Consider the following 13,786-nt stretch of genomic DNA (forward strand, 5'->3'; position numbering starts at 1 on the left):
CCCCTTACGGGGGGAGCTGTGCGTAGATGTGATCAGGAGACAGGCGCGACGGAGAGCCCCTCCATGCGGCCATCCGCCGCGATCACCGCCCGGGCGGCACGGCCGGCGGGCGCGTACTCGTCCGCTGGCGTCGGGCCGAACAGGCCGAGCGTCGGCGTGCCGGCGGCGGCGGAGAGGTGCATCAGCCCGGAATCATTGCCGACGAAGAGCGCGGCGCGGCGCAGCACCGCCGCCGCTTCCGGCAGGGAAAGCTGCCCCAGCAGGTCGGTGACGCCGCCGGGATGGTTGCGCAGGGCCTCCAGCAGCGGCGCGGCGATGGCCCGCTCGGTTTCCCCCGGCCCACCCAGCACGACGATCCGGGCGCCCGGCAGCAGCCCGTCCGGCGCCGTCAGCCTGCGGGCCAGCGCCTCGAAGCGCTCCCAGGGCCAGATCTTGCCCGACCAGTTGGCGGTCGGCCCCAGGGTCAGAATGGGGGCCAGAATGGGGGCCAGAATGGGAACCTGACCGGCTATCGCACCGGGGCCCGCCCCCAGAAGCGCGGCGGCCCGCGCCTCGTCCTCCGGTGCCGTCCAGGCCACCGGCATGGGCGGCGGGTCCAGGTCCAGCGTCTCGGCGATATGACCCAGCCGGTGCCCCGGCCGGCGGCCGCCGCGCATCACCGCGCGGGTGCCGGCGCGCAGGGTCCAGGCCAGGGCCGAGCCGCGCAGGTCCACCACCAGGTCCCAGCGCCGCCCCGCCACGCGCCGCCACAGCTCCAGCCAGTGCAGCGAAAGGCTGCGCTTGGCGAGCACGATGGTCTCGTCGCGCCGCGGCATGCGGGCGAAGACCCCCTCCGCCACCGGCCCGCAGGCAATGGTGAAGCGTGCCTCGGGATAGGCGCGCAGCAGGTGGTCCAGCAGCCCGGTGGACAGGACCGCATCCCCGATGCGGGTGGAGGTGACGAAGAGGATGCGCATGGTCGGGCGCCTCATAGCATGTTCCCGGTTGCAGCAACGCTCTCTCCGCGCCAACTCTGCCCCATGCCGATCGCTTATCTGCCGGACCGTGGCGTGGTGGAGATCTCGGGCGAGGACCGGGTCGCCTATCTCCAGGGCCTCATCTCCAACGACGTCGCCGCCCTGGCCCCCGGCCAGGCCGCCTGGGCCGCGCTGCTGACCCCCCAGGGAAAGTGGCTGGCCGATTTCTTCGTGCTGGCCCAGCCGGACTGCTTCCTGCTCGACTGCGAGCGCGCCCAGGCGGAGATGCTGGTCGCGAAGCTCTCCCGCTTCCGCCTGCGCTCCAAGGTGGCGCTGCGGGATGCCTCGGCGGAATTCGCCGTCCATGCCGGCTGGAGCAGCCCGGCGCCGGAGCACGGGATCGTCTTCGCCGATCCGCGCCTGCCGGATGCCGGCTGGCGCGCCCTGCTGGACAAGCCGATGCACGGCGCCATGGATGCCTCCGCCTATGCGCTGCACCGGCTGGAACTCGGCCTGCCTGCCGGGTCGGAGGACATGGAGGCGGAGAAGTCCGTGCTGCTGGAAGCCGGCTTCGACGAGCTGCACGGCGTCTCCTGGACCAAGGGCTGCTACATGGGCCAGGAACTGACCGCCCGCACCCGCTATCGTGGCCTGGTCAAGCGGCGCCTCGTTCCCGTGACGGTGGAGGGCGCGCTGCCCGCCCCCGGCACGCTCGTCTTCCGGGGCGAGGCCGAGGTCGGCACCATGCGCTCCGGCCTGGGCAGCCAGGGCATGGCCCTGCTGCGGCTGGAGGCGATCACCGCCGGCGCCCCCCTGCGCTGCGGCGGAGCCAGCCTGACGCCCCGCCTGCCCGCCTGGATGCACCTGCCGGAAAAGACCGCCTGACACCTTCATGATGCGGCGCACAAGACAAGTGCTGCCGCTCCGGCGCAGGATGCGGCCCTCCGGGAAAAGGGATTCGCGGTGACGCTGGTCTATGTGGTGACGGATACGGAATTCGACGGCCCCACCCCGGGCCGCAATTCGCTGCTCTCGGTCGGCGCCGTCGCGGTGACGGCGGATGGGCGCGAGGTCTCGGCCTTCGAGGCCGTGCTTGCCCCCTTCCCCGGCGCGGAACCCGATCCTGGCACGCTGGCCTGGTTCGCCGGAGAGCCCGAGGCCTGGGCCGCCGCGACGCGGGACCCGCAGCCGCCGGAGGCCGTCATGGCCCGCTTCGTGGCCTGGGTGCGGGACCTGCCGGGCGATCCGGTCTTCGCCGCGCATCCGCTGGCGGTGGATGGGCCCTGGATGGACCTCTACCTGCAACGCTTCACCGGAACGCGCCTCGTGCCTGTGCCGCGCGCGGTGGACCCCCTCTTCCGGGACGTGCCGCTCTGCCTGCACGCCTTCGCGGCCGGCCGGCTGCACTGGCCACCGGAACGCTGCCGGGTGGAGCACTACCCGGCGGAATGGCTGGGGGAGACGGCGCATACCCACTGCGCCCTGGACGATGCGCGGGGCTACGGCCGGTTGCTGGCCCATCTGCTGCGCCTGCCGCCGCCTGAGTGATGGTTGCCGGCGGGCTCAGCGCTCCATATGGGCCAGTGCGATGGTCAGGGGTTGCCGGGATACCTGGACGACCCCCGTGAAGGGCGTCTCCATTTCCATGATCAGGAACATCGCGCCGCCCACCGCCACCGCACAGACGACGAAGGCGGCATAGACGGCGGCGTTTCGGGGCGCCATGAAGCCGAACCCCGCGAAGATGAAGAACAGCCAGGAGGTCAGCAGCAGGACGAAGACCGGCTGGAAAGGCAGGTCCTGCTGCTCCAGCATCTGCCACCGCAGCGACAGCAGCTTGTCGCTCTGGGCCAGCACCTGCCCCTGCAACCAGTGCTGGACGTCGTTCGCCGGCCGTAGCGAAAGGACTGTCAGCCGAAGCTGCTCCAGCGTCGTGCCGGTCGGAGCGGCGACTTCGAGGATGTCCCGGTCGTCCTGCGTCCATCGCTGGGAAATGGCCGCATGGGTATAGCGCCGCAGAAGGTCGCGGGCCGGCGCTGCTTCCGTGCCATAGACGCGCAGGCCCTGCTCCGCCTGGACCAGGACCGCCGAGAAGTCGCGGACCGAGCGGTCCGCCGAGGAAAGGCTGTCCTTGGCCGTCGCGATCAGCAATCCGAGCACCAGCGCCGCGAGGACCGACAGCATGCCAGTCGCCAGATGCACCACGTCCCGCGTTTCCTTGGTGACGTGGCGCGCCGGAAGATACAGGTACAGGAAGAGGCCCACCGTTCCGCCGGCGAGGACACTTGCCGAAATGATTGCCGTGAAGACGGCCACGAGCATCGCGGCTGTTCCTTTCTCTTCCGCAATGTTGCGGAAGGGCGGAAGGCTTGTCCAGCGGCTGTTCCGTCAGCCGTTCACCGGCTCCCCGCCATTGGGATGGATCACCTGTCCGGTGATGTAGGAACTGTCGGCATCGGAGGCGAGGAAGATATAGGCGGGGGCGCATTCGTCCGGCTGGCCCCGGCGCTCCAGCGGCGTGCTGCCGCCATGCTTCTCCACCTCCTCCGGCGAGAAGGAGGCGGGGATCAGCGGCGTCCAGATCGGCCCGGGCGCCACGCCGTTCACACGGATCTTCCTTTCCGCGAGCTGCGCAGCCAGGGAGCGGGTGAAGGCCAGGATGGCGCCCTTGGTCGCCGAATAGTCCACCAGGTGCGGGCTGCCGCGATAGGCGGTGACCGAGGTGGTGTTCACGATGGTGCTGCCTTCCTTCAGATGCGGCAGCACGTATTTCGCCATCCACATGTAACCCAGGATGTTGGTGCGGAAGGTCCGCTCCACCTGCGCCTCCTCGATGGTCGCGAAATCCTTGTTCTCGTGCTGCTCGCCCGCGTTGTTCACCAGGATGTCGATGCCGCCGAGGAAGGCCGCCGCCTTCTCCACCGCCGAGCGGGCGAAACCCGGGTCGCCCACGTCGCCCGCGACGGTGTCGCAGCGCCGGCCCTCCGCCTCCACCAGCCGTTTCGTCTCGGCGGCGTCCTCATGCTCGTCCTTGTAGAGGATGAAGACATCGGCGCCTTCCTTGGCGAAGCCGATGGCCACGGCCCGGCCGATGCCGGAGTCGCCGCCGGTCACGATCGCCTTCCGGCCCGCGAGCTTGCCCGAGCCCTTCCAGTGCCGCATCTCGGCGGCAGGCTTCGGCGTCATTTCCGATTCCAGGCTAGGCTGCCGGTCCTGCTTCTGCGGCGGAACCTTCTGCATCTCTTCGTACATCTTCCGACCCTTCTGTTCCTCAGTATCAGTCAGAACGGGAAAGTAGGTCACTAGATGCAATTCAGCTTATTTTAGTATGTTTCTAACAAGGCACTAACAACGTCGTACAAAACCATTATCAAAACAACATTTAGTATGACGGCAAAAAAGTTAATTAAAGCCGCGCCATCCACAAATAAAATCACAGTGCTTTCCGAAATAAAACCCTTTAAATACACAACAAAAAAACACAACGCAAGAAGGCCACATATCCATTTGGCAGCCCTTTGCGCAGTGCTCTTCAGTTCAGCAAAAATTATCGGCGTAATTTTAGAATGATTTTTTAAGCGATCCAGGTAAAGACCAATAACTGGCAGGGAAATGGCTGCAAAACCGGCAAAGACCGCAAACATCTCGTGAGTTACATATGACTTTAGAAATGAGTTACTGTCATTTAATAAGGAGGGGCAAAACAATATTGCGCCAATCCCAACAATGACACTTATAGCAAGTGTGCCCCATTGTTGTTTCTTAGTCACTCTCAAAATCTCGAAAGAGTACCGTCAGTATTTCACGCCTTGCAACTTGGACGCCCATGTCGTTTACGGTCTTTACTTCAACTTTTTTGGTCTCATCTTTTGATGAATCAAAGTAAGATCTTTGGCCACCCCTCAAAATTAGGCGGCCTGCTCCATCTAGAATATAATCTACCCAATATTTTATTCGCGTGGTATCTAGTTTCAGCTGCCCAGGTGCGGCTTTGAGATCCACACCGACTTGCTGCGCCCCTTCTTCGTCACGTAATTCTCTTAATTTTGCTGCGGTCTCTTCATGAAACCCTAAGGGATTAGGGACAATGAATATAAATTCAGCTTCCGTTATTTTGCTTCGATTTTCTCTATATGCCTTCCAAAAGGATGCCTGCTCAACAATTGGATTGATTTCAATTGCCCAAACTGATTTATGATGGGTTTTATTAATTTCGTCGGCCCATGCAGCCAAAAGGCCTGCACTTGGTCTTACTTTTGGATCAAAGCCAATGGCTAACTTTTGGATATCTTCACCATCGTTCAGACTCAAAAAAATTGGCGCTACTTCCCAGCGCTCAAAGCTAAGCTCCTCAAATTTCCTATCTGGTGGAGCATGAGTAGAGTCGTCGATGCTGCGCCCTATTTTGCCGAATAGGGTATTATTGTCATCGCCATCATATACGTAGGCCCAGTTCCGGCCACGATACATAAAACCATAGCCAGTAGTGAATGCACGCCTAACGAAAGCCTCTTTCTTCTCGTTTTGCTCGAGTAGATCAGCTTGGGCCGGGGACCGCGGAACAGCGAATGCACGAAATAGTGCAAAGAGAGCCATTCCGCGGTCCTCTCAAAAATTAACTTAGGCCGTGCGGTCGCCCCCCGCGCCGGCCAGCGCCGCCTGCGCTGCCGCCAGGCGCGCCACCGGCACGCGATAGGGGGAGCAGGAGACGTAGTCGAGCCCGACCTTCTCGCAGAACTGGATGGAGGCCGGATCGCCGCCATGCTCCCCGCAGATGCCGAGCTTGAGGCCGTTCTTGACCTTGCGGCCCTTCTCCGTGGCGATCTCCACCAGCGCGCCCACGCCCTCCACGTCGATGGAGACGAAGGGGTCCCTCGGCAGGATGTCCTTCTCCACGTAGTAGGGCAGGAACTTGCCCACGTCGTCGCGCGACAGGCCGAAGGTCGTCTGCGTCAGGTCGTTGGTGCCGAAGGAGAAGAAGTCCGCGACCTCCGCGATCTTGTCCGCCGTCAACGCCGCGCGCGGCAGCTCGATCATGGTGCCGACCGAGTAGTCGAGCGTGGTGCCCGTCTCGGCGAAGACCTCCTGCGCCACCTTGTCCACCTGGGCGCGGGTGATCTCCAGCTCCTTCTTCATGCCGACCAGCGGGATCATGATCTCCGGGACCGGCGCGCTGCCTGTCTCCTTGGCCACCTGGATGGCGGCCTCGAAGATGGCGCGGGCCTGCATCTCGTAGATCTCGGGATAGGTCACGCCCAGGCGGCAGCCACGATGGCCGAGCATGGGGTTCGCCTCCGCCAGATCCGCCGCGCGCCGCTTCATGGTGGCGAGGTCCGTGCCCAGGCTCTCCGCCACCTCGGCCAGCTCCTCCTCCTTGTGCGGCAGGAACTCGTGCAGCGGCGGGTCGAGCAGGCGGATCGTCACCGGCAGGCCGGCCATGATCCGGAACAGCTCGACGAAGTCGCTGCGCTGGAAGGGCAGCAGCTTGGCCAGCGCGTCGCGGCGGCCGCTCTCCGTCTCGGACATGATCATCTGGCGGACCGATCCGATGCGGTCCGCGTCGAAGAACATGTGCTCCGTGCGGCAGAGGCCGATGCCCTCGGCCCCGAACTTGCGGGCGGTGTCGGCGTCCAGCGGGGTCTCCGCATTGGCGCGCACCTTCAGGCGGCGCACCGCGTCGGCCCAGCCCATCAGCGTGGCGAAGTCGCCGGAAAGCTGCGGCTCGATCATCGCCACGGCGCCGGCGAAGACCTCGCCGGTCGCGCCGTCGAGGGTGATGGTCTCGCCGGCATGGACAACCTGGCCACCGGCCGAGAGCGTGCCCGCCGCATAGTCCACCACGACGCCACCGGCACCGGCCACGCAGGGCCGGCCCATGCCGCGCGCCACCACGGCCGCGTGGCTGGTCATGCCGCCGCGGGTGGTGAGGATGCCCTTGGCGGCATGCATGCCGGCGATATCCTCGGGGCTGGTCTCGATGCGGACCAGGATGACGCTCTCGCCCTTGTTGGCGCGCGCCTCGGCCTCCTCCGCGGAGAAGACCACCACCCCGCAGGCGGCACCCGGAGAGGCCGGCAGGCCCTTGGTCAGCACCTTGCGGCTGGCCTTGGGGTCCAGCGTCGGGTGCAGCAGCTGGTCGAGCGAGCCCGGGGCGACGCGCTTCACCGCCTCCGGATGGTCGATCAGCCCTTCCTCGGCCATGTCCACCGCGACCTTCAGCGAGGCGGCGGCGGTGCGCTTCCCGTTGCGGGTCTGCAGCATGTAGAGCTTGTTGCTCTGCACGGTGAACTCGATGTCCTGCATGTCCGTGTAGTGACGCTCCAGCGTCTCACGCACCTTGCAGAGCTCGGCATAGGCTTCCGGCATCGCCTCCTCCATGGAGGTCTCGCCGGGCTTGGCGCGGGCCTTGGACATGGGCTGCGGCGTGCGGATGCCCGCCACCACGTCCTCGCCCTGCGCGTTGATCAGGTACTCGCCGTAGAAGATGTTCTCGCCGGTCGAGGGGTCGCGGGTGAAGCAGACACCCGTGGCGCAGTCACTGCCCATGTTGCCGAAGACCATGGCCTGGACATTGACCGCCGTGCCCCAGCTCGCCGGGATGTCGTGCAGGCGGCGATAGGTGTTGGCGCGCGGGTTCATCCAGGAGCCGAAGACGGCGCCCACGGCACCCCAGAGCTGCTCCTGCGGGTCCAGCGGAAAGGGCTTGCCGGTCGCCTCGGCCACCATCTCCTTGTAGCCGGCTACGACCTTCTGCCAGTCGGCGGCGGAAAGCTCGGTGTCCTCCACCGCGCCGGAGGCGTGCTTCGCCTCCTCGATGATCTCCTCGAAGCGGTGATGGTCCACGCCCAGCACCACCGAGCCGTACATCTGGATGAAGCGGCGGTAGCTGTCCCAGGCGAAGCGGTCGTCGCCCGAGCGCCTGGCCAGGCCCACCACCGTCTCGTCGTTCAGGCCCAGGTTCAGCACCGTGTCCATCATGCCCGGCATGGAGACGCGGGCACCGGAGCGCACCGAGACCAGCAGCGGGTTGGCGGCGTCGCCGAACTTCATCCCCACCGCGTTCTCGATCCGCGCCAGGGCCTCGTTCACCTGGTCGGTCAGCTCCTTCGGGTACTGCTTCCCGTTGTCGTAGTAGTAGGTGCAGACCTCGGTGGTGATGGTGAAGCCCGGTGGAACGGGAAGGCCGATCGAGGCCATCTCCGCCAGGTTCGCACCCTTGCCGCCGAGGAGGTTGCGCATGTCGGCCTTGCCGTCGTTCCGGCCGGCACCGAAACCGTACACCCACTTGGTCATCAGGCTCGTCCCTCTTCAGCCTTCAACGCGTTGGAACTCCGCGACGCGATCCATCGCGCCACGGAGCGTCTTGAGCAGGCCGAGGCGGTTGTAGCGCAGCGCCGGATCGGCGTCATTCACCACGACCTTCTCGAAAAATGCGTCCACGGGACCCCGCAGCGTCGCAAAAACAGTCATGGCCGTCGAAAACCGTTCCGCGTCAAGCGCTTCCCGCACCGCAACATCAATATCATTCAGAACTTCCCACAACGTGACCTCTTCCGCCAGGGCCAGCAGGGAGGGATCAACCCTTGCGGGAATTTCTCCGCTCTTCTTCTCCTCGATTCGGAGGATGTTTGCCGCCCGGCGATAGGCGGCGAGGAGGTCCGCCCCTTCCGGAGTCGAGAGGAAATCCCGCAGCGCATCGGCCCGGGCGAGCAGGCGGACGAGATCGTCCTCACCACCCCCCGCCTCCCCCCGGGCGCCGAAGGCGGCGGCCAGGATGTCGTGCCGCGCCCCCTCGGCCCGGAGCTGCACGCGCAGGCGCTCGGCCAGGAAGTCCAGCAGCCCGGCGGCGAAGGCCGCCACCATCGGCGGCTGCGCGGAGCCGGCGGGGGGCTGGAAGCCGGCATTCATCTTCTCGGCCGCCACCGCCATGCCGAATTCCGGGTCCGCCGTCAGGCCCTGGGCGGCGGGATAGCCGAAGAAGGCCTCGGCGATCACATCGGCCAGCGGCAGGCGCAGCCCGTTCTCGCGGATGATGCGGATCACGCCCAGCGCGGCGCGGCGCAGCGCATAGGGGTCGCCCGAGCCGGTCGGGCGCTCATCCGCCGCGAAGAAGCCGACCAGCTGGTCGATCTTGTCCGCCAGCGCCACGGCGATGGCGGTGGGCTCGCGCGGCACCTCGTCGCCGGGGCCGAGCGGGCGGTAATGCGCGCCGATCGCCTCGGCCACCTCCGGCGCCTCGCCGTCATGCAGGGCGTAGTAGCGGCCCATCAGCCCCTGCAGCTCCGGGAACTCGCCCACCATGCCGGAGGCGAGGTCGGCCTTGGCCAGCCGGCCGGCCCGCGCCGCCTTTTCCGGGTCGGCGCCGACCAGCGGGGCAAGGAAGCGGGCCAGCCGCTCCAGCCGCTCCACCCGCTGGCCCTGGGTGCCGAGCTTTGCGTGGAAGACAACATGGGCCAGCTTCGGCAGCCGGCTTTCCAGCCGCTGCTGCCGGTCGCCATCCCAGAAGAAGCGGGCATCCGAGAGACGGGCGCGCAACACGCGCTCGTTGCCCGCCACGATGGCCCGGCCGCCATCCACCGCCTCGATATTGGCGACCAGGGCGAAGCGGTTCGCCGCCCGCCCGTCCGGGTGGCGAAGCGCGAAGTAGCGCTGGTTCACCCGCATGGTGGTGCGCATCACCTCGGGCGGCAGGTCCATGAAGGCGTCGTCGATGCCGCCCAGCAGCGGCACCGGCCATTCCACCAGCCCCGCCACCTCGGCCAGCAATCCGCGGTCCTGCACCACCTCCAGCCCCTCGGCGGCGGCGAGGCGGGCGACCTCGCGCTCGATCATCGCCTCGCGCTCCGGCGCGCCGGGGATCACCTTGCGGGCGCGAAGGCCGCTTTCCCATTCCGCCAGGGAATGCACGGCGAAGACGCCCGGGGCCATCAGCCGATGGCCCTCGGTGAGGTCCGAGGCGGCGAGGCCGTGCCCGTCATCCTCGCCCTGGCGCAGGTCGAAGGCCACGACCCGCCCCCCGAAGGTGCAGAGGATGCGCTTCAGCGGCCGCACCCAGGTGAAGGTGGAGGTGCCGCCCCAGCGCATCGACTTGGGCCAGGGGAAGCGGCGCAGCAGCGGCGGCATCGCCTCGGCGATGACTGCCCGAGACGAACGACCAGGTACAATGGCCGATGCTACTAATGCCAGCGACTTGCCAGACGGCCGCCATGCCAATCTCAAGTCGCGCACAATGCCAAGCTCGTCATCAGGGTAGGCAACGGCCTCCCCTGCAATAAGGCGCCGAACCGCCTCTTCTTCCGAAAGCTTGGAAGAGGCGGATTTACCGAATTTCCCGGCGACTTTCGACCGAATGAATGCGGTCAGCACATTCGCGGCAACACCCTGTCTGGGACCTCGCTCCTCCCACTGCTCTTCCGCAGACGTTGCCGGCAGCGCCGCCGCCAGGGCGATGCGGCGCGGGCCGTGGAAGGTGCGGAGGTTCTCCGGCACGAGGCCGGCGGGCTTCAGCGCCTCGGTGAGAAGGCGGGCGAGGTCTTCCGCCGCACGCGCCTGCATGCGCGCCGGGATTTCCTCGGAAAAGAGTTCGAGCAGGAGTTCGGGCATCGTAGGGGCGGCTTCTCGGTCGGTGCTTGCGAGGGGCGTGGGGCGGCGCGGCGGTCAGGCCGCCGTCTTCGGGGCTTCCAACGCGGCCTCCCCGGCGACCCAGCCCTCGCAGCACCGCTTCGCCAGGGCGCGGACGCGGCCGATATAGGCGGCGCGCTCCGTCACGCTGATCGCGCCGCGCGCATCGAGCAGGTTGAACAGGTGGCTGGCGGCGATGCATTGGTCATAGGCCGGCAAAGCGAGGCCCCGGTCGGCCAGCGCATTGCACTCGGCCTCGGCATCGGCGAAGTGCTGGAACAGCCTCGGCACGTCGGCGAACTCGAAGTTGTAGGCGCTGAACTCCCGCTCCGCCCGCAGGAAGACGTCGCCGTACTTCACGCCCTGGCCGTTGAAATCCAGCTCGTACACGTTCTCGATGTCCTGCACGTACATGGCGAGCCGCTCCAGCCCGTAGGTCATCTCGAAGCTCGGATGCACCACCGGGATGCCGCCCACCTGCTGGAAATAGGTGAACTGGCCGACCTCCATCCCGTCGCACCAGACCTCCCAGCCCAGGCCCCAGGCACCCAGCGTCGGGCTTTCCCAGTCATCCTCCACGAAGCGGAAATCGTGCTTCAGCGGGTCGAGGCCGATCTCGCGGTAGGAATCGAGCAGGAGTTCCTGCGCGTTCTGCGGGCTCGGCTTCATGATGACCTGGTACTGGTAGTAGTGCTGCAGCCGGTTCGGGTTCTCGCCATAGCGCCCGTCGGAGGGGCGGCGGGAAGGCTGCACATAGGCGGCCTTCCACGGCGTGGCGCCCAGGGCGCGCAGCGTCGTCGCGGGGTGGAAGGTCCCGGCGCCCACGGACATGTCGTAGGGCTGGAGGATGACGCAACCCTGGCGGCTCCAATAGGCATGGAGGCGCAGGATCAGTTCCTGGAAGGAAGGCGGCTTGGCGGACATGGCGCGCGCACCATAAGGTCCGCCCCCTCCCACCGGAAGGCCCCCGCCATGCACCATCCCACCCATGCCGCAGCAGCCTCCCCCGCCGCACATGCCCCCTCCGGCACGGAAGGCGGTCCTGGCGACCCCGGCGCCCTGCCCGAGGCCCATGCCTCCGAGCGGCTGATCCTCGCCTATTACGACGCCTTCAACCGGGGCGACTGGGCGGCGATGCTCGACTGCCTCGCCGAGGACGTGGCCCATGACATCAACCAGGGCGGCAGGCAGGTGGGCAAGCAGGCCTTCGCCGCCTTCCTGAAGCACATGGAGCGCTGCTACCGCGAGAAGCTGGTGGATCTGGTGGTGATGCTGGATGCCACGGGCACCCGCGCGGCGGCCGAATTCGTGGTGGAGGGCGAGTACCTCGCCACCGACGAGGGCCTGCCGCCGGCGCAGGGGCAACGCTACGTGCTGCCGGCCGGCGCCTTCCTCACCATCCGCGACGGCAGGATCGCCCGCCTCTCCATGGCCTACAACCTCGCCGACTGGATGCGGCAGGTCGGCGGCTGAAGCCCCGCCCGGCTGCCCCCCCCGACTGTCCCGGGGGGAAGCCGCCGGGGGATGTCGTCAGGCCGCCTGGCGCCGGTCCTTGCGGGCCTGGGCGTTCTTCACGAACTGAGAGACGCGGCCCACCTCGCGCGGATCGACCTTCACCCGGATGCCCCGGTTGCGGGTGGGAGGCATCCCCTCGCCCGCCGTCCGGCCGCCGCCGGGATGATGCGTCGGCGCCTCCTCGCGGCGGCGCAGGGCAGCGCGCAGGCGCTCCGCGTTGCGGACGCGGCGCTTCCCGGCATTGAGGGTGTCGAGCCGCGCGTTCACCCGCTTCAGCGCATTGGCGAAGACCTGCTTCTTCGCCGCCAGCCCGCGCTCGCTCGATTCCGCGGGCCCCGGCCCCTTGCCGCGCCGGGCGCGGCGCCGCTGCCGCACCAGGTCGCGGGATCGGTTGCGCTGCTCGCGCAGCCAGCGGGCCAGCCCCAGTGTCTCCTCCTGCGACAGGCTCTCCAGATGCGGGTAGTGGCTCTGCAGGATCGGCGCGTATTCGCCCTCGGACAGCAGGCCGAGTTCGCCGGCAACAGGAATGCTCATCGCGTCTCTCCTTGGTCTGGTCTGTTTCCCACCGGGGCAACGTCCCGGCGCCAGGAGGGTTTAAGGCCCTGCCAGCCCCCTCAGAGCCCCAGCCGTGCCCGGGCCGAGCGTTCCTCCAGGATTTCCAGCGTCGCGCCCACGGCGGCGGAGAAGAGCCGCCAGGGCCAGCGCGGCCGCCGGATGTTCAGCCAGACGATCTTCGCCTCCTTGCCGAAGCGGCGCTCGATCTCCCCGTGCAGGTCGCCCAGCCGGTCGGCGAGGCCGAGCGCCACCGCCTCCCGCCCCGTCCAGAAGCGGCCGCTGAAGACCTCGCTTTCCGGTGCCTTCAGCCGGCTGGCACGGCGGGAGCGGACCCAGTCCTTGAACTCCTCGTGCAGCGTGTCGAGGAGCTGGTGCAGCCTCTCCTGCTGCGACGGATCGGGGGGCAGGAAGGGGTCGAGGAAGGACTTGTTCTCCCCCGCCGTCACCACCCGGCGCTCCACGCCAAGGCGCTCGATCGCCTCCTGGAAGCCGAATCCCTGGGAGATCACCCCGATGGAGCCGGTGATGGAGGCAGGGTCGCAGACGATCTCGTCGGCCGCGCAGGCGATCCAGTAGCCGCCCGAGGCCCCGGCATCCTCGATGCAGGCGATCACCGGCACGTCCTTCTCGTCCGCCAGCCGGATGATCCGCGCCGCGATCAGCGAGGACTGCACGGGCGAGCCGCCGGGCGAGTTGATGGCGAGCACCACCCCCGCCAGGCGCTTCAGCCCGAAGGCGCGTTCCAGCACCGGCGCCAGCCCGGCGGCGCTGAGGCCGGGGCCGCCGAGGCCCGTGGCCCGGGCGGCGATGACGCCGGACATGCGGATGACGGCCACCCGGGGGCGCCGGTCGAAGAAGGGAAGAGGCATGGCCCCAGGATGCCCATGGGCGCCGCCGGATCAAGCCAGCAACCGTGACAGCCCGGACCGGCGCCCCATGCGCCCGCCCCCATGCGGGCGCCCCGGGCGCTCCCTCCCCTTCCAGCCCCTCCGGCAAGCCCCATCCGGGTGGCCAGCCACGGCGCGGTGCGGGAGCCGCCGCAAGCGGGCCACATTCCCGCGGCAGGCTGCGCCGGCGCAGCCCATGGAAAGGTCCCGGATCTTGCCCTCCCCCGCCCGACAGGCCCTCACCCGGCACGC

13 protein-coding genes are annotated in these 13,786 nt (G+C 67.6%); 3 read left to right on the forward strand and 10 right to left on the reverse strand.

What is annotated here, in order from left to right; all coding sequences use genetic code 11:
• Positions 1-32: 32 nt before the first annotated feature.
• Complete coding sequence (locus ROTAS13_RS09235) at positions 33-956, reverse strand: glycosyltransferase family 9 protein (RefSeq protein WP_075822164.1); 924 nt, start codon at positions 954-956, stop codon at positions 33-35.
• A gap of 63 nt (positions 957-1,019) precedes the next feature.
• On the opposite strand from ROTAS13_RS09235, the gene ROTAS13_RS09240 reads away from it, so the two are divergent.
• Both ROTAS13_RS09240 and ROTAS13_RS09245 read left to right on the forward strand, forming a co-directional pair.
• Complete coding sequence (locus ROTAS13_RS09240; RefSeq protein ID WP_075822158.1) at positions 1,020-1,841, forward strand: folate-binding protein YgfZ; 822 nt, start codon at positions 1,020-1,022, stop codon at positions 1,839-1,841.
• Between the two features lie 78 nt (positions 1,842-1,919).
• A complete protein-coding gene (locus ROTAS13_RS09245; protein ID WP_075822159.1) occupies positions 1,920-2,504 on the forward strand; it encodes a DNA polymerase III subunit epsilon in 585 nt (194 codons plus the stop codon).
• Between the two features lie 15 nt (positions 2,505-2,519).
• Here the strand turns inward: ROTAS13_RS09245 and ROTAS13_RS09250 are convergent, their stop codons facing one another.
• The 7 genes from ROTAS13_RS09250 to ROTAS13_RS09270 all read right to left on the reverse strand — a co-directional run bounded on the left by ROTAS13_RS09250 (position 2,520) and on the right by ROTAS13_RS09270 (position 11,501).
• The gene (locus tag ROTAS13_RS09250) at positions 2,520-3,278 is read right to left on the reverse strand and encodes a DUF4239 domain-containing protein (RefSeq protein ID WP_075822160.1); all 759 of its coding nucleotides are present in this window, start codon (positions 3,276-3,278) and stop codon (positions 2,520-2,522) included.
• A gap of 66 nt (positions 3,279-3,344) precedes the next feature.
• Positions 3,345-4,208 (reverse strand): SDR family oxidoreductase, encoded by an 864-nt coding sequence (locus ROTAS13_RS09255; RefSeq protein WP_075822161.1) that lies wholly within the window; start codon positions 4,206-4,208, stop codon positions 3,345-3,347.
• A gap of 71 nt (positions 4,209-4,279) precedes the next feature.
• On the reverse strand, positions 4,280-4,726 hold the full coding sequence (locus tag ROTAS13_RS26155; RefSeq protein WP_139323297.1) for a hypothetical protein: 447 nt from the start codon (positions 4,724-4,726) through the stop codon (positions 4,280-4,282).
• Positions 4,719-5,552: a hypothetical protein gene (locus ROTAS13_RS26160; RefSeq protein ID WP_139323298.1), complete on the reverse strand. Its 834-nt coding sequence runs from the start codon at positions 5,550-5,552 to the stop codon at positions 4,719-4,721. Before ROTAS13_RS26160 ends, ROTAS13_RS26155 begins: the two co-directional genes overlap by 8 nt.
• A gap of 24 nt (positions 5,553-5,576) precedes the next feature.
• The gene (gene ppdK, locus ROTAS13_RS09260; RefSeq protein WP_019461534.1) at positions 5,577-8,249 is read right to left on the reverse strand and encodes a pyruvate, phosphate dikinase; all 2,673 of its coding nucleotides are present in this window, start codon (positions 8,247-8,249) and stop codon (positions 5,577-5,579) included.
• 15 nt (positions 8,250-8,264) lie between these two features.
• Positions 8,265-10,559, reverse strand: a complete 2,295-nt coding sequence (gene glyS, locus ROTAS13_RS09265; protein WP_075822162.1) for a glycine--tRNA ligase subunit beta — start codon at positions 10,557-10,559, stop codon at positions 8,265-8,267.
• Between the two features lie 54 nt (positions 10,560-10,613).
• Complete coding sequence (locus ROTAS13_RS09270) at positions 10,614-11,501, reverse strand: glycine--tRNA ligase subunit alpha (protein WP_019461536.1); 888 nt, start codon at positions 11,499-11,501, stop codon at positions 10,614-10,616.
• A 48-nt stretch (positions 11,502-11,549) separates the two neighbouring features.
• Between ROTAS13_RS09270 and ROTAS13_RS09275 the strand changes: the two genes are divergently transcribed.
• Entirely contained in the window at positions 11,550-12,050 is a 501-nt protein-coding gene (locus ROTAS13_RS09275) for a ketosteroid isomerase-related protein (protein WP_226946054.1), read from the forward strand.
• 57 nt (positions 12,051-12,107) lie between these two features.
• Here ROTAS13_RS09275 and ROTAS13_RS09280 read toward each other — a convergent pair whose 3' ends face one another.
• On the reverse strand, positions 12,108-12,626 hold the full coding sequence (locus ROTAS13_RS09280; protein WP_075822163.1) for a hypothetical protein: 519 nt from the start codon (positions 12,624-12,626) through the stop codon (positions 12,108-12,110).
• 80 nt (positions 12,627-12,706) lie between these two features.
• Positions 12,707-13,516, reverse strand: a complete 810-nt coding sequence (locus tag ROTAS13_RS09285) for a S49 family peptidase (protein WP_019462299.1) — start codon at positions 13,514-13,516, stop codon at positions 12,707-12,709.
• Between the last annotated feature and the right edge of the window lie 270 nt (positions 13,517-13,786).

Source organism: Roseomonas sp. TAS13, from assembly GCF_001950415.1.
Lineage (GTDB): Bacteria > Pseudomonadota > Alphaproteobacteria > Acetobacterales > Acetobacteraceae > Roseomonas > Roseomonas mucosa.